General features: G+C 43.1%; 19 protein-coding genes and 3 tRNA genes. 13 read left to right on the top strand and 9 right to left on the bottom strand.

Going from position 1 to position 19,359, the window contains the following annotated elements; all coding sequences use genetic code 11:
- Window positions 1-350: 350 nt before the first annotated feature.
- The 6 genes from LN893_RS05590 to LN893_RS05565 all read right to left on the bottom strand — a co-directional run bounded on the left by LN893_RS05590 (window position 351) and on the right by LN893_RS05565 (window position 6,428).
- Entirely contained in the window at window positions 351-1,670 is a 1,320-nt protein-coding gene (locus LN893_RS05590; protein ID WP_229968816.1) for a toxin-antitoxin system YwqK family antitoxin, read from the bottom strand.
- Window positions 1,671-1,794: 124 nt separating this feature from the next.
- Complete coding sequence (locus LN893_RS05585; protein ID WP_229968815.1) at window positions 1,795-2,169, bottom strand: hypothetical protein; 375 nt, start codon at window positions 2,167-2,169, stop codon at window positions 1,795-1,797.
- 171 nt (window positions 2,170-2,340) lie between these two features.
- Window positions 2,341-3,525, bottom strand: coding sequence for an acetyl-CoA C-acyltransferase (locus LN893_RS05580; RefSeq protein ID WP_255709897.1), 1,185 nt, complete (start codon window positions 3,523-3,525; stop codon window positions 2,341-2,343).
- Between the two features lie 207 nt (window positions 3,526-3,732).
- Window positions 3,733-4,173, bottom strand: a complete 441-nt coding sequence (locus LN893_RS05575; RefSeq protein ID WP_229968814.1) for a PaaI family thioesterase — start codon at window positions 4,171-4,173, stop codon at window positions 3,733-3,735.
- A gap of 318 nt (window positions 4,174-4,491) precedes the next feature.
- Window positions 4,492-5,457 (bottom strand): tetratricopeptide repeat protein, encoded by a 966-nt coding sequence (locus LN893_RS05570; RefSeq protein WP_229968813.1) that lies wholly within the window; start codon window positions 5,455-5,457, stop codon window positions 4,492-4,494.
- Window positions 5,454-6,428: a vWA domain-containing protein gene (locus tag LN893_RS05565; RefSeq protein WP_229968812.1), complete on the bottom strand. Its 975-nt coding sequence runs from the start codon at window positions 6,426-6,428 to the stop codon at window positions 5,454-5,456. The genes LN893_RS05570 and LN893_RS05565 overlap by 4 nt, the downstream gene beginning before the upstream one ends.
- A gap of 331 nt (window positions 6,429-6,759) precedes the next feature.
- Here LN893_RS05565 and LN893_RS05560 point away from each other — a divergent pair.
- From LN893_RS05560 to LN893_RS05525, 8 genes are all read left to right on the top strand, one after another.
- Window positions 6,760-6,846, top strand: a tRNA-Ser gene (locus LN893_RS05560).
- A gap of 115 nt (window positions 6,847-6,961) precedes the next feature.
- Window positions 6,962-7,035, top strand: a tRNA-Pro gene (locus LN893_RS05555).
- A gap of 69 nt (window positions 7,036-7,104) precedes the next feature.
- Window positions 7,105-7,178, top strand: a tRNA-Arg gene (locus LN893_RS05550).
- 212 nt (window positions 7,179-7,390) lie between these two features.
- The gene (locus tag LN893_RS05545; protein ID WP_229968811.1) at window positions 7,391-7,837 is read left to right on the top strand and encodes an RrF2 family transcriptional regulator; all 447 of its coding nucleotides are present in this window, start codon (window positions 7,391-7,393) and stop codon (window positions 7,835-7,837) included.
- A gap of 187 nt (window positions 7,838-8,024) precedes the next feature.
- A complete protein-coding gene (locus tag LN893_RS05540) occupies window positions 8,025-8,771 on the top strand; it encodes a DUF2490 domain-containing protein (RefSeq protein WP_229968810.1) in 747 nt (248 codons plus the stop codon).
- Window positions 8,761-9,624, top strand: a complete 864-nt coding sequence (locus LN893_RS05535) for a sulfite exporter TauE/SafE family protein (RefSeq protein WP_229968809.1) — start codon at window positions 8,761-8,763, stop codon at window positions 9,622-9,624. The genes LN893_RS05540 and LN893_RS05535 overlap by 11 nt, the downstream gene beginning before the upstream one ends.
- Window positions 9,625-9,716: 92 nt before the next feature.
- Window positions 9,717-10,640: an NAD(+) diphosphatase gene (nudC, locus tag LN893_RS05530; RefSeq protein ID WP_229968808.1), complete on the top strand. Its 924-nt coding sequence runs from the start codon at window positions 9,717-9,719 to the stop codon at window positions 10,638-10,640.
- 220 nt (window positions 10,641-10,860) lie between these two features.
- On the top strand, window positions 10,861-11,685 hold the full coding sequence (locus tag LN893_RS05525) for a phosphatase PAP2 family protein (protein WP_229968807.1): 825 nt from the start codon (window positions 10,861-10,863) through the stop codon (window positions 11,683-11,685).
- A gap of 2 nt (window positions 11,686-11,687) precedes the next feature.
- On the opposite strand, the gene LN893_RS05520 is transcribed toward LN893_RS05525, so the two are convergent.
- The 3 genes from LN893_RS05520 to LN893_RS05510 all read right to left on the bottom strand — a co-directional run bounded on the left by LN893_RS05520 (window position 11,688) and on the right by LN893_RS05510 (window position 14,226).
- The gene (locus LN893_RS05520) at window positions 11,688-12,968 is read right to left on the bottom strand and encodes a sensor histidine kinase (protein WP_229968806.1); all 1,281 of its coding nucleotides are present in this window, start codon (window positions 12,966-12,968) and stop codon (window positions 11,688-11,690) included.
- Window positions 12,965-13,642: a response regulator transcription factor gene (locus tag LN893_RS05515; protein WP_229968805.1), complete on the bottom strand. Its 678-nt coding sequence runs from the start codon at window positions 13,640-13,642 to the stop codon at window positions 12,965-12,967. The genes LN893_RS05520 and LN893_RS05515 overlap by 4 nt, the downstream gene beginning before the upstream one ends.
- A gap of 161 nt (window positions 13,643-13,803) precedes the next feature.
- Entirely contained in the window at window positions 13,804-14,226 is a 423-nt protein-coding gene (locus LN893_RS05510) for a DUF2267 domain-containing protein (RefSeq protein WP_229968804.1), read from the bottom strand.
- 288 nt (window positions 14,227-14,514) lie between these two features.
- Here LN893_RS05510 and LN893_RS05505 point away from each other — a divergent pair, with 288 nt between their 5' ends.
- The 5 genes from LN893_RS05505 to LN893_RS05485 all read left to right on the top strand — a co-directional run bounded on the left by LN893_RS05505 (window position 14,515) and on the right by LN893_RS05485 (window position 19,358).
- Window positions 14,515-14,784 carry a hypothetical protein gene (locus LN893_RS05505; protein ID WP_229968803.1) on the top strand — a complete coding sequence of 90 codons (270 nt, stop codon included), beginning with the start codon at window positions 14,515-14,517 and terminating at the stop codon, window positions 14,782-14,784.
- The gene (locus tag LN893_RS05500; protein WP_229968802.1) at window positions 14,777-15,148 is read left to right on the top strand and encodes a hypothetical protein; all 372 of its coding nucleotides are present in this window, start codon (window positions 14,777-14,779) and stop codon (window positions 15,146-15,148) included. Before LN893_RS05505 ends, LN893_RS05500 begins: the two co-directional genes overlap by 8 nt.
- Window positions 15,149-15,496: 348 nt before the next feature.
- Window positions 15,497-17,473 carry a DNA topoisomerase (ATP-hydrolyzing) subunit B gene (gene gyrB, locus LN893_RS05495; RefSeq protein ID WP_229968801.1) on the top strand — a complete coding sequence of 659 codons (1,977 nt, stop codon included), beginning with the start codon at window positions 15,497-15,499 and terminating at the stop codon, window positions 17,471-17,473.
- A gap of 222 nt (window positions 17,474-17,695) precedes the next feature.
- Window positions 17,696-18,232: a hypothetical protein gene (locus tag LN893_RS05490; protein WP_229968800.1), complete on the top strand. Its 537-nt coding sequence runs from the start codon at window positions 17,696-17,698 to the stop codon at window positions 18,230-18,232.
- 85 nt (window positions 18,233-18,317) lie between these two features.
- The gene (locus LN893_RS05485; RefSeq protein ID WP_229968799.1) at window positions 18,318-19,358 is read left to right on the top strand and encodes an SH3 domain-containing protein; all 1,041 of its coding nucleotides are present in this window, start codon (window positions 18,318-18,320) and stop codon (window positions 19,356-19,358) included.
- Window position 19,359: the final 1 nt, after the last annotated feature.

Here is a 19,359-nt window from a genome sequence, read left to right as displayed (position 1 = left end):
TTTGGAGCTGGAGAGATTAAGAGCTGAGCACTATCTTCTACTAAAAAGGAAAACTTCTGCTTAAAGTGCATGCTTGGTTCCTTAGCAAATAGCTCTTAGTGCTCTTGTGCACTTCTTACGGGCAGAACATAAAGACGTATGAGGAGGGCCTTCATAAAGAAGAACATCTTTATGAATTAAGATGGCGCTTATAATAAATATCTTAGGCTTTAAAGTGGTATTCGTATAGCATGTTTCCTCCGCCTGTCGGGGTGTAAAACAAAACTCTGCCCCCAAAAGGAACAGAGCTTTGTTTTATGAGCTACCTTGACTTGTTTCTAAGGCATGGAGTTTATAGAAGAAAGAAAACTTTAGTTTTTAGAGGTTTTCTGCTCTTGCGCAATGCCATTACGGTACACAACAGTCCGTAGTACCGTACCTTCTTTTGAGTGGTATTTCCAGCCACCTTCTTCTTTATTGTTATTGTAATAGCCCAATACTTCTATTTTTCCGTCTTCAAAGTATTGTTTGTAGACGCCAGCCCTTAAGCCATTCCGATAGATAGTTTCGGACAGAACTTTGCCAGAGGGGTGATAGGTATAAGCACGGCCGACCGCCATTCCTTGTTTGTAGGTGTATTTTTCCTTTACCTGTCCGTTCTCATGGTATAGGATTCTTTCGCCCTCCAGGTAATTGTTCAGATAGGTTTCAGTTTCCTTTAGCTTCTTCTCTGGTCCGCTATAATATTTTTTCCAGTTGCCGTGCTTTTTGTTGTTTTTGTATTCCTCTTCAGCTTCCAGGTAACCACCAGGAGTATACCGTTTCACTTTGCGACTTACGCCGCTGCTGGTAATTTCTTCCTTAACGCTTCCATCTTCATAGAAATACTTTCCTGTTCCGCTTATCGATCCGTTTTTGTACGTAATCAGGCTAAGAGGCTTTCCGTTTTCATAAAAGGATTTAGAAACTCCGTGTAACTTACCTGCCGCTAAGCCTGCTTCGGTGCTAAGTTGGCCATTTCTAAAGTATAATTTGAAGTTCCCGTTCTTTTGGCCCGCAACATACACCACTTCAGATTCCAGTTGGCCATTATCGTAATAGGTTTTATAAGGCCCTTCCTGTATGCCGTTGCGGAAATTGGCTTCAGACTCTAGATTCCCGTTCGAGAAGTAGGTTTTAGCGATGCCATTTTGCTTACTGCCTGAGTAAGAAATTTCGGATTTGATTTTACCTGAAGGATAGTACTCTTTTGCAACCCCCTCTGGAAAGCCGTTTTGAAAGGCGGACTCTTTTTTTATCTTTCCGTCAGGGTAAAATATGCGGAGCACATTGCTTTGTTTATCATTTTCAAAGCTGCCTTCCTGTAGTAAGGTGCCATCTGGCAGGTAAGCTTTAAATGGCCCCTGCTTTACATCCATTACGTATGTTACCTGCATTTTAGGATTCCCATTTTGGAAGAACTCCGTAAAAATGCTGTCTTTTTTCCCTTCTACAAACTTAGCAAAAGCCTCCCGCTCGCCTGTAGCATAATAGCGGTTGTAGTACCCCACTATAGCAGAGTCGGGTGTAATGTAGTAAACTTCCTTAACTGAAGAGGGTGCTCCTTCGTGAAAGGTAACGACTTTAGATTGTGCGAACGCAACTGTCTGCGCCAGAGCCAAAATCAATAACAATGAAAAATATCTTTTCATACTTAAGTAAACAGCAAAAAATAAACGTTTCTGCCGTTTGATATTGTCTAAAGGTTAGAAATTAAATTTATACACTAATTGCCTAACCTTTTATTACCTGGGAAATTGTATCAGCAGTTACTTTTTAGAACTGCCACACTTCAGATGTTTCCTCAGTCGCTTTCACTTTTGTAGGCTTACCAGCATTAGTGCCTGTGCCTCCTTTTTTGTTGAAAAAGATGACCCAGCAAAAATAAACTATCAAAAATGCTACCACAAAAGCAAAGCTAGCCAACTCAACTAAAAAGATGGCATCATTCTTTTTAGACGGTAGTATAAGCAGGCTAAGGTGCAGAATCATGGCGCCTATTAGTGTACAGCCTGCTACCATACATTTGTCTGACAACGTTAAAGCTGTTTTTTCGGTGTCGGTTTGATCATCAGCATATAACAACATGCCAAGCATCAACAGGACAATCAGTCCTATCAAACTACAATAGATTATTATTAGTTCTTCCATGCTTAAAATTGCAAAACAAAGATTACCTGTTGATTATGTTGATGTTACGAAAGTGTTAGCAATTTTAAAATCTTTTAAAAAACATAGTTCCATTTTGTAGCTTTCTAAACAGAAAAGGCCTTACGTGTGATGACGTAAGGCCTTTTCTGTTTATTATATAACGGAGGAATACTACAGCTTCTCAATGACAATGGAGGAAGCTCCGCCGCCGCCATTGCAGATGCCTGTTACACCTATTTTGCCTCCTTTTTTGTTCATAACATTACAGAGCGTAACTAAAATGCGGGCACCAGAGGCTCCGAGTGGGTGGCCCAGCGAAACGGCTCCACCATACACATTCACGTTGCCACCTTCCAAGCCAAGCTTCTGATTGTTTGCGATAGATACGACAGAGAAGGCTTCATTAATTTCATAATAGTCTACCTCGGAGGCGTCAACACCAGCGTTTTTCAGGGCCTTTGGTATAGCCAGCGAAGGAGTGGTCGTGAACCAGATCGGATCTTGCTCTGCGTCGGCAAAACCTCGGATTTTAGCAATTGGTTGTACACCCAACTCTTCCGCTTTTTCTTTGCTCATTAAAAGCACCGCTGCTGCGCCATCATTTAAAGTAGAAGCATTGGCAGCCGTTACGCTTCCTGCCTTATCAAAAACAGGGCGGAGGCCAGGTATCTTATCAAAGTTTACTTTTTTGTATTCTTCATCTTCTGACACAACAATGGGGTCTTTACCGCGCTGAGGAATTTCTACAGGAACTATTTCATCTTTTAAATGACCTGCTTCGGCTGCCTCAGCCACTTTTCTGTAGGAACTGATGGCATACTCATCCTGCATCTCCCGTGTAATCTTCATTTCACGGGCTGTGTTTTCGGCTGCATTACCCATATGGAAATCGTTGTACACGTCCCAAAGCCCGTCTTTAAGTAAACCGTCCGTCATTTGGCCATGGCCAAGTTTGGCACCAAAGCGAGCTTTTTCAAGATAAAAAGGCACGTTAGACATGCTTTCCATGCCACCCGCTACAATTATATCTTTATGGCCTAGCATAATTGCCTGAGCCGCAAACATGATAGCCTTTGTGCCTGACGCACATACTTTATTGACAGTTGTGCATTCAACGTTGTAGCCTAACCCAGCCTTGATAGCTGCCTGACGTGCCGGCGCCTGGCCTAGATTTGCCGACAGCACGTTGCCCATGATTACCTCCTGCACGAGCTCCTTATCTACACCCGCTTTTTCCAGAGCGCCTTTAATGGCAGCGGCGCCAAGCTCAGTAGCAGAAAGGCTTGCTAAGGCGCCTCCAAAGCTACCGATAGGTGTGCGAACGGCAGAAACTATGTATACTTCTTTTATTTGCATGATATAAACAGTTAGAATGTTTTACTGTGAAATTACCAGTTACGACATACAAATACAAACGGTCGTTAGGAAGGAGAAATGAAGCTTTGGCAAGTACAATATATGTTATTCAAAATAGGGGCAAGGCTAGTGATTAGGGGGGCTAAATAAGGCTGATACATTAAATCTTGCCATAGCCCTCGCAAGTGCAAAATGGCAAAATCAAATCTATTGCTTGTAGCCCTCCAAGGTTTCAAGCTTTTGGTTTGTTTTGGTAAACTGACCAGTACCGAAAGCTACTTCTTTTCCTTTTTCGTTATAGACTGTGGCTTCTGCCGTGAAAATGGTTTTTCCTTTGGTACGTACCTTACCAACGGCCTTCAGCGAGCCGCCAGTTACTGGCCTTACTAAGTGCGTGGTAAAAGTGGTTGTTACGATAAAAACATCCCGAACAAGTGAGGCCACAGCAAAGTAGGCAGCATCATCCATCAGCCTAAAGTATACAGAGCCATGCACTGCTTGAGCCGCATGAAAAAAACTGGGGCTAATTGGAAGTGTGATTATTGCTTCTTCCTCGCTTACCTCTAAAGTAGTACCATTGTAGATATCTTGTATAGGAGCTGCTTTATACATGCTCTCCAGCCTTCTGAAATGTTCTTCCTGCGTCATGTTACCAATGCTTTTTTAATTAATTCCCATTGACTTTGTAGGGCTAGTAAAAAAAAGAAGAAGCAGCTATAAAAGGCTGCTTCTTCTGAAGTTTTATTTTGTACCACAGAGGTATACTTCCAAAACATGTATTTGTTATGGTAAAAGCAAAAAATAAAGCCTACACCGCGTTTTGGAGAGTACAGCGGTACAAACCGCTTGTGAAACTGCGCAGGTATCGCTATTATCCCAACTAAAAGGTAGTTCGAAAGGGTGCTACTTTGTAGAGGGCTACCTTAGTTTTTTAGCAGCAACCAATAAGCTTTGGGAAGACCAAGTTTACCAATCTGGTTTAGTTCGATCGGCTTTTTTAGATGCTTTTTTAGGTAGTTGCTGTATATACTGTCTTTCGGCATCGCGCATGGCATCTAGCAGCATCTGCGCTTTTTCTGGACTTAGATTCATCTGCTGCAGCCGTGTATTTCTTGTTTGAGCACGTTTGTCTGTGCTAGATGCATTTTCAGCCGAACTTTGGGCATTCGTCTCTTTACCAAGGCTATCATCTGGTTTCATTCCCTCCGATTCTCCTGCTTCGTTTCCTGCCGATTTCTCATTTTCGCTATTTCCTTGCTCGTCCTCTTTATTTGCTCCGTTGGCTCCACCTGATTTAGTGTTGCCTTGTAGTGTGCCATCCTTAGCGTCTTCCTGGTCTGGTACCTCAACTTCATCTTCCTGACTTCCATTATTGTCGGGGTTTCTCTTGAACTCTGGCTCTAAATTCTCATCTGCAGGAGAGGGGACTTGCGTACTGTTATTAGGTAATTCAGGTGCAGGTACTTCTCTTTGTTCCTCTTGTTGAAGTTCTTCAGGGTGCAGGTCCAAGTACTTCTTCAGAAGTTCATAATTATACCTTGCTGCTTCATTTGTAGGATCAGCAATTAAGGCTTGCTTGAAGTTCGACAGCGCCTCTTTCTGTTTTTTTTGAGTGCTGGCTATAATCCCCAGTTGTAGCATCACCACTGCTTTTATATGCGCAGATGGATGCTCTATAAGTTGTAGATACTGATTTTTTGCCTTTTGCAACAGACCTGCTTTATAGTAGGAGTGGGCCAGGTTTAAGCGTATCTGGTCATCATCTACCTCCAGTTGGTTAAGAAGGTATTCGTAGGAGGTTATCGCGCTAATATAATCTTGGTTTTTATAAGCTTCTGATGCCTGGCGGGCATAGCTGTTTAAACGCGCTATAGTTTGCAAACCTCCTCCTAAAAAGCTGACAAGGAAAAAAGCAAGTAGCCAAGTCTTCATATTCTAACTACTTTAACTGTGATAAGTGCGTCCAGCACTATAAGCAGCAGCGCCAGAGCCAACGGGTAAATGTATTTGTTGGCTGTCACATCTATCGTTTTACTTTCCCTAAGTTCGCCTTCAATATTGTTGATGGCACTAATCAATCTGCTCACCTCACTTACCCGATCGTTAATCTCATAGTACTGCCCGTCAGTTTGCTCAGCCAGTTCTATCAAAAAATCTGGGTGTAATTGTGTTATCACTGTTTTTCCTTCTGCATCGCGCTTAAACCTATTTCCTATTGGTATTCGGCTACCCTCGCTGGTGCCAACTCCTAGCGTAAAGACTCTTATGTTCTGCTCACGCAGACGTTCTATCAGCGCCTCGGTGTCTTCGCCGTGGTTTTCTCCATCACTTATGATAACTAATATCTTGGCCTTCTGTTGCTCAGGGTTACTAATGATTTTGTCTTGAGCAAATTTATCATGCACAAGCTCTAGCACAGGATTAAAATTGGTTCCTCCTTCGGGTAACAGGTTTGTTCGTAGTGTTTGTGTATAAAGCGTTAAGGCATTTTGGTCATAGGTCAAAGGAGCCTGCACAAAGGCCTCAGATGAAAAAACAATCAGTCCTATTCTGTCGGAGTTAAAGCGGTCTACAAGTCGGAGCATTTCATGTTTAGCCTTTTCGAGTCTGGAAGGCTGTACATCTGTTGCATCCATAGACTTTGATAAATCTACTGCTATATAAAGGTCTTTTCCGATGGTTTTGATTTCCTTTTTCATGGCTCCGAAGGAGGGACCAAGAATAGAGATGATTAATAATGCTACATACAGATGTCTGATTACAAACTTAACCCAGATAACATGCGGCCGTTGCTTAAAAAAAGATGCTATCCGTCTTACCCTGATCAAGTACCCGATGTAGAGCCCTATAAATAAGGCTCCGAATAAAATTTCGAGTAAGGTTAGGGTTTGATACCAGGTCATGTATAAGCAGAAAATTAGCGCGTATGCTAGTGCACACTAAGTTTAGTAGTGCAAATATACTAAAGGCAGCGGTATTTACTTTCCGTTGTTCATTCGCAGTCATAGTCACATTTTTCTATAAAATTGAACTGTGCTTCATGCTTTGTTATTGTACAGGAAATTTGTTCAAAAATTTTTCAAAATAATTTACGCTTGCAAGCATAATATTATCAATTAGTTGTGTGATGGTAGTGGTTTTATTTCCGTTTTCAGAGCTTAAATTTTAGGGAGTGCTATTGCGCACTAAAATTCATTGTTGTATGTTTGCAATCTCTTCAGCAGGAAGGGCCACGGAGAGGTGGGTGAGTGGCTGAAACCAGCAGTTTGCTAAACTGCCGTACTCGTAAGGGTACCGGGGGTTCGAATCCCCCCCTCTCCGCTAGTGAAGAAAAAAAGTTAAAATAATTTGACATTTAAAAAACTTCACTTACTTTTGCACCGCGTTCAACAATAATAACAGCACACTAAGTGCTACCGGAGTTGAAAGCATAGTTCGGGGTGTAGCGTAGCCCGGTATCGCGCCACATTTGGGATGTGGAGGTCGTAGGTTCGAATCCTGCCACCCCGACTAAAAAATTTCGGAAGCAATTCCGAAATTTTTTGTTTAAAGGAAGTTTAGCGCTTCCCCACAAACGCTGGTCTCATAGCTCAGCTGGATAGAGCAACTGCCTTCTAAGCAGTAGGTCTTTGGTTCGAATCCAAATGGGATCACGGTAAGTAAACAAAAAACCTCTTTACAGCCATGTAAAGAGGTTTTTTTCCCTTCATAGGAAAATAGCATGTAAAACATGCTTTGCAGAGCTAGCTATACAAGGTGCTAAGATTCCTTACAAATCCAAATATCTCCAATTTCACACCCGCAACTTTAATATACGTCTATAAATGCGTAACTTTAAGTTTAAATCCATCCTATAATCAACTGCATGCTTTCAAAAAAAGCAAAATACGCTTTAAAGGCGCTTCTTTACCTCACTAAAAACCAGCACAAGGGTCTTGCTGTTATTTCCGAAATTTCTGAAAGCGAACGTATTCCCAGAAAGTTTCTGGAGGCGATATTGGTGGACCTGAAAACGAATGGGGTGCTGCACAGCGTGAGAGGGAAGAATGGCGGATATGCGCTCGCCAAAGAGCCGTCGGAGGTTTCGGTGGGAAATATTATCCGTATGATTGATGGACCGCTGGCACCTATACCTTGTGTAAGCCACCTGTACTACCGTAAGTGCGACGAATGCCTGGATGAAGCAAGTTGCGAGATTAGGATAGTGATGAAAAAGGTACGTGACGCTACAGCCGAGATTTTAGATACCACCTATTTAAGTAATCTGGAAAACCTGAATACCCTTATCAACTCAAACGACGAAGAGCAATAGTTCTTCGGAATTTAGACCTTCCTTCTAAAAGCCTTTACCCATGGAGGCTGCACCACCAGTGAACTTCATAATGTCTTACTTCTTTAGATTGATTTAACGAAATTCCTGAGGCTGGAAATTAATTTTTCTTTAAAGTATACTAAATTGGTAGGAATTATATAGTATTGCATTGTCAAAGAGATAATCTATGTTAAACCGATACTTGCTGCTGCTTTTCGGACTGCTGCCATTTGGGGTACTAGCCCAGTCACCCCGAAACGTGACGCACCAGAACCTACAGTGGGTACGGTATAATAACCAGCTAACTATAAACGAGAAGTGGGCGGTGCACTCGGAGGTGGATAATCGCATGTTCTTGTCACCTTTTAAGGAACATCACCTGGTAACACGGTCAAATGTTAGGTACAGTCTGAGCAAAGGCGTGGAGATAGGGGCAGGTATAACATATGCTTTGCAGCACCCGCAGGATCCAAATTCGGCAAGCGACCTGGTAGTTCCTGAGCTAAGGCCTCAGCAGGATCTAACCCTGAAACAGGACTTAGGGAAGCTTAAACTTAACCACCGCTACCAGCTTGAAGAACGTTTTATCCGCAAAAGTACGGGAGATGAACTAGAGCCAGGATACCGCTTCAACTTTCGTGCCCGCTATAGGCTGCAGTTGGAGGTAAGTCTCTGGAAAGGTGGCGAAAAAGAGCTAAAAGCGATAGCCTTTGATGAGGTGATGCTAAATTTCGGCAAACAGGTGCAGCAGAATGTGTTTGACCAGAACAGGATATACGGCGGGCTCCGCTGGAGTACATCGCCACGCCTGGCCATGGAGTTAGGCTATATGAAATGGTACCAGCAGCGCCCCAACGGAACAGATTTTTACAACAGGAATATATACCGACTCAGCATATTTCATAAACTAAAACTAAGTAAGCATGACCTCTAAACTCTCTCTTAAACACATCGGCGGTCTGATTATTGGCCTTAAAGTAAGTTTGGTGTTGTTCCTGCTGCTTAAGGTCTTTGTCTTCCCAGAAGAAAGCTTTCAGCTCTCGCTAAGCAGCGATTTTTTCATCTTTATGTTGGCGGGCTTTCTGGCGCAATTAATAGACGGAGCGCTCGGAATGGCTTATGGTGTTAGTTGCACCACCTTTTTGCTGAACTTCGGTGTACCGCCTGCCATTGCTTCGGCCAGTGTGCACACGGCGGAGGTGTTTACAACAGGTGTATCTGGTTTGTCGCACCTGTTCCTGAAGAACGTAAACATGAGGCTTTTCTTGAAGTTGGCAATACCAGGTGTATTGGGTGCCGTGGTGGGAGCTTACCTTGTTTCTGCAGTCTTCGATGGTGGCGTATTGAAACCTTACATTTCGGCTTATCTAATGTTGATAGGTGTTGTGCTGCTGGTAAAAAGCTTTAAGGCGATACAGAGTAAACAAGAGGCAAAACGGGTGTCGCTTTTGGGAGTTGTAGGTGGCTTCTGCGATGCCATAGGCGGAGGTGGCTGGGGGCCGATTGTTACCAGTAACCTGATTATGCAGGGCAAAACTCCTAAGGAAACGATAGGCACCGTGAACACGGCAGAGTTCTTTGTTACCTTCTTCAGCACAGGCGTGTTTTTGTTTATAGTTGGAGTAGATAGTTGGCAAGTAGTTTTAGGTTTAATTGCAGGTGGTGTGATAGCGGCTCCGTTTGGCGCTTTAATGTCGAAAAGAATTCAACCAAAAACCCTGATGCGGTTGGTTGGCGTAATCATAATCCTCACTTCTTCCTATACCATATTCAAAGCTCTTTTGTAGTTGATTTTCTGAATAGGAGAGGAAAAACAGCTTCGGCAACAGCCAATATGCTTTTTGCTCGTAAAAAGAGGTGATTTAAAAAAAGCATACGCATGAATAACTACTTTGCCGACAGTACCCTGGATCGCTTCGCTGAACACAGAAAGAATGTTGATCTGATGCTGGAACTTCGAGAGCGGGAGACATCCAGGTTTGTAATAGTAAATGACAACAAGGTACTGGTTAACCAAAACAAGGCAGCATTGCTGACGCAGGACGATGTAAAGGAGTTGGCTGAGCAGGCAACAGTACAAGTGCTGTTAGGCGTGGAAGAGGAGACTGCTTATTTTGCCCTAGGTTTTGAGGGCCAACAGGCATTGTTAGAAGAAAGGTTGCCTAAATATGGCACGTTGGTCGAATTGAGAACGATTGCCGCAGCTTTACCTCGTCCGCAAAGTACGATGTTGGGTTATGCCCGTGCCATGGTGCACTGGAACCATCGGCACGGATTCTGTGCCAACTGCGGTACTCCAACGCTTTCTGAGCAGGCAGGCCATGTGCGTATATGCCCGAACTCTACTTGCAATCTGCACCATTTCCCGCGTACCGATACAGCTATTATTGTTATTATTTCAGAAGGAGATGCCTGTTTGCTAGGGCGACATGCCTCGTGGCCGCAGGGGCAACATGCTACTATAGCTGGCTTTTTAGAGCCTGGCGAGACTTTGGAGGGTGCCGTAGAAAGGGAGGCAAAAGAAGAAACTGGTGTTGAACTGGAAAGCGTTACCTATCATTCTTCGCAGCCGTGGCCTTTTCCTGCTTCTATCATGGTTGGGTTTACGGCAACTGCTAAAACCCGTGAGCTTAAGGTAGATTACACAGAACTGGAAGATGCCCGTTGGTTTACCCGAGACGAAATAGTCGCAGGTTTACAGGCCGGTACGCTACGGTTGCCACCACCTGTGTCTATTTCATTTCGCCTAATCCACGATTGGTTTAACCAAGCAACAGGCTATACTTTACAAGATTTTTTGTAGGTGTAGCTGGTAAAAGAACAGTGTATTCATTTACAATTTAGAAGCAAAATCGTTTTATAAAAATGCGCCTCTTTTTCTTCTGAAGACGATGGTGTAAAGCTTGAGCCATTTTGCATATAGGTTAAAAAAATCTTAAGTACAGAATACATTGAACAGGTAATTAGGCTTCAGAATTTCTTCAGAATCAGAGGGTAAGTTAGGGCAGTTAAAACTTACTCGAATGATGAAAAAACTACTTCCAGTCTTGCTGCTGATTCTCTTCGCAAGCCATTTATCTTTGCATGCCCAACAAGTTGGAGCAGATTCGTTAGCCCAGCCTAACTTGCTTCTGGCCCTGCAGCAACCTGATACTTCTACACTTTCTGGTGAAATTAAGCATAACCTCCATCCTTTGGTAAAAAAGTCTATAGCACCAAGCGTGCTGATAGGTTTGGGAATTGTGCATATGGATGACGAGGGGTTGTTCGAAGGAAGCAGGGGGCTGAGGAGTGCAGTGCAGAACCGCTTCGAAGGCTTTGCTACAGGTGTGGACGACCATGCTGGGAGTTTCCCGCTAATAGCAACGGTAGGGTTAAACCTAGCAGGAGTGGAAGGGGAACATCATTATACTGAGCAGGCAATTTTGTTAGGAATGACCTATTATTTAAACCGAACGCTAACAAACAACCTCAAAGGCCTCACCCGCATTAAGAGGCCAGGCGACGGTACTGCCGATGCTTTTCCTTCGGGGCACACAAGTACAGCTTTTGCCTACGCTACATTTTTCCATAAGGAGTATGGCAAAAGAGGCATTTGGTACAGTGTTATGGGGTATTCCTTTGCTACAGCCACAGGTGCCATACGTATCCTGAACGATAGACATTGGCTCTCGGATGTGTTAGCGGGAGCGGGTATCGGTATCTTATCTGCAGAGGTTGTATATTATGCTTACCCGTTGTTCAAGCAGAAGCTACGGCAGTATCATATCACCAGAAAAAATGTAGGTGTACTACCTTTCTACAGCCAAGGAGCTGGTGGGCTGGCGCTGGTTATTCCGTTGCCTTAGGCTTAAGCAAGCGCAGCCTTTTGCTGAAACCTGATGCAGAGGCTGTGCTTGCCATTGGCATAGGCATAAGATGGCGTCATGGCGTATATTTCGCACACTTTCTTTACAAGCGCCAAGCCTATACCCAAAGACCCAGAAGAATCTTTAACGCTCATAAAGCGTGCAAACAATAGTTCTGGTGCTACTTCTAACGCTTCACCTGTGTTTTCGACGCAAAGCTCTTGCGGAGACAGCGAAACTTGTATCGTTCCACCTTCGTGGTTGTGCCTGATGGCGTTTGTAAGCAGGTTAGATACCAGCATTTCGGCGAGGCCTTGGTTCATAAGAATAAATGTTGGTTCTAGTTGAGGTGGTAAAACAATTAGTTGGTGCATGCTCGCCATTTCCTGTAGCTGCTCTAATTGCTCCTGTATTACAAGGTGAAGCGGGATTGGCTCCTGAACTTTATACTCACGGTTTTCGATGCGGGTAAGCAGGATGAGTGATTTGTTTAACCGAGACAGCCTGCTTACAGAGCTGTACATTTCCTCTAGTAGCTTTGCCTGCTGCTGTGTCAGGTTTTCGGACTGCATAAACAGTTCTATTTTGCTGTTGAGTATGGCGAGCGGTGTCTGAATCTCGTGTGAGGCGTTTTCTGTAAACTCTTTTAGGTTAAGATAATCATGATGTATTTTAGCTGTCATGGCTTGTAGCACCTGGTTCAACTCCTGAAATTCGGTCGTGCTGGAAGAGTTCAGGTGTAGAGGCTTGTGCTGCGATAAACCATAGCTCTTTACCTTAGTTAGCGTATCGTAAAACGGCCGCCAGCTGTACTTGTTTATCGCATAATTTACCACACCCATTCCAACCAGCAGCAGCAAAAATATCCAGCCCATAGCCAGCATGGTGCTTTCAAATAGATCAGAAAAATCGATCAACGATTTCAGAATAGTATACTCGTAAGGCTTACCATTTTGGTAGGCCGTGAAGGTAAGGCGGCGGAAGGGGACAAACTCATCGTCGTATGTGCTGAAGATCAAGGTGTCGGAGAGTTCTTCTATTCCTTTGTGTACCTCGTCGGCTTCCCGTACAATAATGGCTTCCGAAATACCAGAGGTTACGCTTGGCAGTTTATTGTGCTGCCGTATGTATCCAAGAATGTTTACTTGGTCGGTATACAGTTGGTCATCTACCTCATCGTAAATTTCTATCTGCATTATTTTATAGAAACTGACTCCTCCAATCAGGAACACCAGTAGCGACACTAACAGATAGTAAAGGCTGGTTTTAGTGAGTATTCTCATGAGCAGCTAAACTTATAGCCTAACCCATACACTGTTTGGATGTAATCTTCGCCACCAGCCTCTACTATTTTGCGGCGAAGGTTTTTGATGTGCGTGTACACAAAATCCAGCGAGTCTAACCCCTCTACATGGTCGCCCCACAAATGTTCGGCGATGGAATCTTTGGTGAGCACCCTTTTCTGGTTGGAAATAAAGAATAGCAGGAGGTCATACTCTTTTTTTGTGAGGGTAAGCGTGGTTTCCTCTACTTGTACTGCGGCCTGCTCTGGGAACACTTCTAGTTTGCCAGCCCGAATGGTTTTCTGCCCGTTAAAATTTCTTCTCCTGATCAGTGACCTTAGCCGTGCATTCAGCTCCGATAAATGAAAAGGCTTGGTCATATAATCATCTGCTCCCAGGTCTAGTCCCGTAACTTTATCATCTAAGGCATTTTTAGCGGAAATGATAATGATACCAGTTTCGGGGTTGTTCTCTTTTAGTAGGCGCACGATTTCCAGACCGTTTCCGTCTGGCAAGGTTAGGTCTACAATTACGCAGGCATAGGTATAATCGGAAGCCTTCAGTCTGGCTTCTCTATAACTGGCTGCGGCTTCGCAGTTGTAGCCTTCGTGATGCAGGTAAGTTAAGATAGAACTGCTTAGGGCCTGCTCGTCTTCAATAAGTAAAATCTTCATTCGTTGTCGCCTTTGCTGAATCGAGAAAGGTAACTCTTCATTCTGAAGCAATTCTGTTGTTTCTCTACCAAGCTTTTACACGCTAAAGAACGCTACTAAAACGATACAAAAAAAGAAGGCCTGACAATTGCCAGGCCTTAATGCTTGTAAGCTGTTTGTTTTTAGGCAGGAACAGGAATCTCTGTATGCAGCGCCTGCTCTACCTGTAGGTATTGTCCCTCAGACACCTTTTCACGCAAGAATCGCATCACGTCCATAAAGGCGTAGTGCGCATGCTCTAGCGTTGGGAAATCTACTGCATCCACTGTGTCTTTAGAGCGAATAAACTCCAGCCAGTCTTCTTCGTGGCGGATAGGCACGGGTTCGTGTATCGTAAAACCATCAAAATAAATCCCTTTCCAGATAATGGGTAGCTGAGCACCAAAATGAATGGCCTCACCAGCTGGAATTCGGTCTCTTATTGCATGCAGAACAGCTCTGAATATTCGTCCTGCTTTTTGTTCATCTTCAATACCAAGGAAATCACATAGTTGGTGTAACCATGTTTTTGAGTCCTTTACATAATTCTCGAAGTTCATTGACATGTTTACCTCCTTTATTTCATTAAACAATTCACCTATAATTAACGCGAGGCAGGAGTGAGGGTTATGCGAAAACAAGATAAATTATGTGTTAATATTTTGAAGATGATGATGTTATAGAACTGCGGGGTTTCACCCTGACTACAAAATTATTCAAATGAAAGGGGCAGTTTTATAGGTTAACTGTAGGCAACAATTATAGATATGTTAAAGCTGAATTAGTAGAAAAAGCAGCTAAATTCTGGCACAATTATCGTTAAGGAATTGCTATATATAAAACATCTATAAACTATGAAAAAAATGTATTTTGGTGCGCTGGCTTTCATCATGAGCCTAAGCACCCTTTGCAGCTGTACCTCTACCGATTCCGAAGAAAACTACGTGGAAGTTATTGGGGAATATGAGCAGCAAATGCCAGAGGCTGGCTACCGACTAAACCTATCTTACAATGGTCCTTTAGCAATGCGTGACAAATTTGTGGTTTGGGCTGATTCGCTGAAGCGCCTTGTGCCGACAATGGCCAAAACAAGCGAAAACATAGGATGTAAACTACATGCCTGAACAGATGGGGAAGAAGGTGGATAATGACATGTTTCAAACCAATGTAACGTACATGCTGACGGTGTCTGACAGCAGCCTGTATAACCAAATAAGCCAGGACCTGCTGAGGCGAAACTTGCCTTTTAATGTGAACGTGATGGGCACGTTTATGGAATCGAACCAGAAAGTGGAGATACAGCAGCAAATGATGCAGCAGGCAATGGAAAATGCTAAAACAAAGCTTAAAGCTATGGTTGGAGAAGGTCGTGATTACCAAGTGGTAAGAATAGAAGAGCTGGACCTGAGCGTGCAGATGGGGCCAGAGTATTATGAGTACAACCGCCGTATGATAGCAAGGCTGAAGGTGAAGGCTAAGCTTCTGTAGTTAAACTTGTAGCAAACTTTTAGCTGTAAATGCGAAGGCAGAATCTGTAGCAAAAGCCAAATATTATAATACTTAATGCTACATTTCTTGTTCCTTCATCATACCCATTAAACTTCCTGTTTTAACCGCCACAAGGTTACCTGCCAGCGTGGGTAACCTTGTGCCTTTTCTTATGGATAATAGTGCAGCTAGAGGCACTAATTAGAAGGTAAAATTGTTAATAATCAGGTGGTTGTGCTATGGTGCTTTAAGGCATATAGCTGTAGCACAGCAACTACATCTAAAAGTATAGCATAAACGAAATAAAAGTGGTAATTTTACCTACTATTAATCTACCGTTTGAAACACATGAGTGAAGTAGAAGAAACAAATAAATTAAGTCCACAATTTGTAGATAGTTATTCAGCTGATAGTATACAGGTACTGGAAGGATTGGAAGCCGTACGCAAGCGTCCTGCCATGTACATTGGGGATATTGGCATCAAAGGTCTTCACCACCTGGTGTGGGAGGTGGTAGATAACTCCATAGACGAAGCCCTGGCTGGCCATTGCGATGAGATATCGGTTACCATAAACCCAGATAACTCTATCACGGTATCTGACAACGGCCGTGGTATACCAACAGGTATAAACAGAAAAGAAAACAAGTCGGCGCTGGAGATTGTAATGACAGTGTTACACGCTGGCGGTAAGTTTGATAAAGACACCTATAAAGTTTCGGGTGGTTTGCACGGAGTAGGTGTATCCTGCGTAAATGCCCTTTCCACTGATTTGCACGTAACGGTGCATCGTGAAGGAAAAGTATTTGAACAGCATTATAACATAGGCATACCGCAGTACCCAGTACGTGAGGTAGGTACTACCGACAAAACGGGTACTACCGTACACTTCAAGCCTGATGGCTCCATCTTCACAACAACAGAATATAAATACGATACCATTGCCAGCCGCATGCGCGAACTGGCTTTTCTGAACAAAGGTATACGCATTAACCTACAGGACCTACGTGAGCTGAATGAGGCAGGAGAGCCAGTTTTTCAGGATTCATTCCTTTCGGAAGGCGGCCTGAAAGAGTTTGTGACTTACCTGGATGAAACGCGTGAAAACCTGATTCCAGAACCGATACACGTAGAGAGCGAGAAGAATGGTGTGCCAGTGGAGATTGCCTTGCAGTATAACACGTCCTATACCGAGAATATCTACTCTTATGTAAACAATATCAATACCATAGAAGGCGGTACGCACGTAGCTGGTTTCCGCCGTGCCCTTACCCGTACCTTGAAGGCTTATGCCGACAAATCGGGTATGCTTGATAAGGTGAAGATTGATATTGCAGGCGATGACTTCCGTGAAGGTTTAACTGCCGTAATCTCGGTAAAAGTACAGGAGCCGCAGTTCGAAGGCCAGACAAAGACGAAGCTAGGCAACTCGGAGGTTTCTGGTGCAGTGGATACAGCTGTAGGCGAAATGCTGACGCAGTACCTGGAGGAAAATCCGAGAGAGGCCCGTACCATTGTAAACAAGGTTATACTGGCGGCACAAGCACGTTTCGCGGCACGTAAGGCCCGTGAGATGGTGCAGCGCAAGAACGTACTATCAGGCACCAGCTTGCCAGGTAAATTAGCCGACTGCTCTGACAGCAACCCTGAAAACTGCGAGATTTACCTGGTGGAAGGTGACTCAGCTGGTGGATCTGCCAAGCAGGGCCGTAACCGTAAGTTCCAGGCTATTCTGCCCCTTCGCGGTAAGATCTTAAACGTAGAGAAAGCGCAGGAGCACCGTATCTACGAGAACGAAGAGATCAAGAACATGATCACGGCCTTGGGTGTGAGTTTTGGTACGCCTGAAGACGAAAAAGCACTGAATATGGTGAAGCTTCGTTATCATCGCATCATCATTATGACGGATGCTGACGTGGACGGTTCGCATATCCGTACACTCATCCTGACTTTCTTCTTCCGCTATATGCGCGACTTGATCGAGAACGGCTATATCTATATTGCCCTTCCTCCGCTATACCTTGTTAAGAAAGGCAAAGAAGAACGTTATTGCTGGAGCGAGCAAGACCGTTTAGAGGCGATTGCTGAGCTAGGCAAAGGCAGAGAGGAAAGTGTAGGCGTGCAGCGTTACAAAGGTTTGGGAGAAATGAACCCAGAGCAGCTTTGGAACACAACCATGGACCCTCAAACACGCAGCTTAAAGCAAGTATCTATAGAGTCAGCTGCTGAAGCTGATCACTTGTTCTCTATGCTGATGGGCGACGAGGTAGGTCCTCGCAGGGACTTTATTGAACGTAACGCCAAGTATGCACGTGTAGACGTGTAATTTGATAAATAATATAACCTTAAGCAGCGGCTGTACTTTAAGAAGTGCAGCCGCTGTTTTGTTTTATAGCAATCTAGATGTAGTATATTTCTATGGAAGTGTATATCTTGATACAAGTAATTTAATTGTCTAGACGGCAGTGGTAGATGTTATATATAGTGCAGATAACAGTATGTTTACGTTTAGCTGAAAGTTGGCGGAAATTATAATTAATAAAAAAAATTGGATAGATTTTTTATACTGGTATTTTTCTGCACAGTAGCAATACTTGTCATTTCTGCATTTGTATACTTACAGTCAGAGAAGTATAGAAAGAAAAGAGCTAAGAAGTTGCTAACTTCTAGAGGTTTCAAGGTACTAGAAGAACTTGGTTTTGAGCTTACAACTATTGCTTCAGCCTATGCCTTTATCGGGCAATATGGGGGAATTAATCTTGTTATTCACATTGATTCAGATGACCCTTTCTTTGAATCTAATTTCTCATTAGTATTTACAATTGCCTATAAGGATATTGACGATAAAACTCTAATAACTCTTAATGAGAAATATTATAGCAGATTTAAAACTCTACTAGTAAACTCCGAATATCTATTCTTAGGCAAGAATTATGCTCAATTCAGGTATGCGATTAGTCCATTTAAAATAGGAGACAGGTTTGTAGAAGAGAAAATGAAGTACATCAAAGACCTTGTTGAAACTGAAGATTTACAGAGAGTTGAATTCGAGAATGTAGGATTAGCAATCTCAAGAAGTTATTAAAATAACAACCGCCAACAAACTTCAGCCTTTATACTCGGCTATGCCTCGTTGATAGGCTGCACGAGACAGTTGGCTACAATATTAAGTGAAGAGACAATTGATCTTTCTGTTTTCTGCATTCATTGCATTAAGCTGCTCAAATTCTGAAACTTCAGGTAAAACTGAAAAGAGAACAGAAGAAGTTAACTCTTCAGAGAAGGCTGCTGTAGCGAAAACAGTCGTTGTTTATGAAATCCCTACCATCAAGAAGCTATTCATAACAAAATCAAGCGGGAGTTACATTTATGAAAAACCAGATAAGGAATCTACTGTACTTGACACAATAGAGTACGGGTATAAAATAGATGTTATCGGAGAAGAAGAAAACTGGTATCAGATCAAGGAGCGGATTGGCAGAAGCTTTGTAAGAAATGGTCAGCAAGTCGCCTCATCGGGTTGGGAAGTTGTATATGTACCAAAGGCAAACGTTGGCCAACTCACTCAGATAAAGCTTAGGGCCATGGATTTATACAAAACTCTTGAACAGGCTCAGGTGAAGGGGAAAGTAGAGATTAGTCTAATTGGCAAAGAGGAATTTGAGAAAGCAAGAAGTAAAGACGATAAATTTATTATCCAGCAAAATGCTTTAGTGTCAAGCAAAGATTCTGTGCTTGTAGTAACCATAGCTAACGGTAAAAAAGAATATGTAAGCTCTCCCAATGCCGAAGAGAGCATGAAGATCTTCAACTATGTGGGACATGTTGGTCTGTTGAATGCTTATCTTTTAGCCATTGGATACTATGAAGAAGGAGAGCACATGCTATACAGTGCAGATAATGGTAAGGAAATTATCAGCTTCAATGACTATCCTTATTTTTCACCAGATGGGAAATATGTAGTTTCTATTTACACGAATCCTTATAGCTATAGCTCCGATTTCCAGCTGTATAAAGTTGAGAGCGACCAGAAAGTCAGAAAAGTATTGGACGCTAGTTTCAGTAAATGGATGGTAGCATTAGAGCCACAGGAAATTTTTTGGTTAGATTCTTCTACACTTGTTGTTAAAGTGCTGCACGCTCAGGCATTCTGGGACGAGAACGGTGGACTCAACAATGATTATCAATACTTAAAAATAAAAATACTTTAGC

It is taken from the genome of Pontibacter harenae, assembly GCF_020907245.1.
GTDB classification, from domain to species: Bacteria; Bacteroidota; Bacteroidia; order Cytophagales; family Hymenobacteraceae; genus Pontibacter; species Pontibacter harenae.
This window is presented reverse-complemented; position numbering and strand designations above follow the sequence as displayed.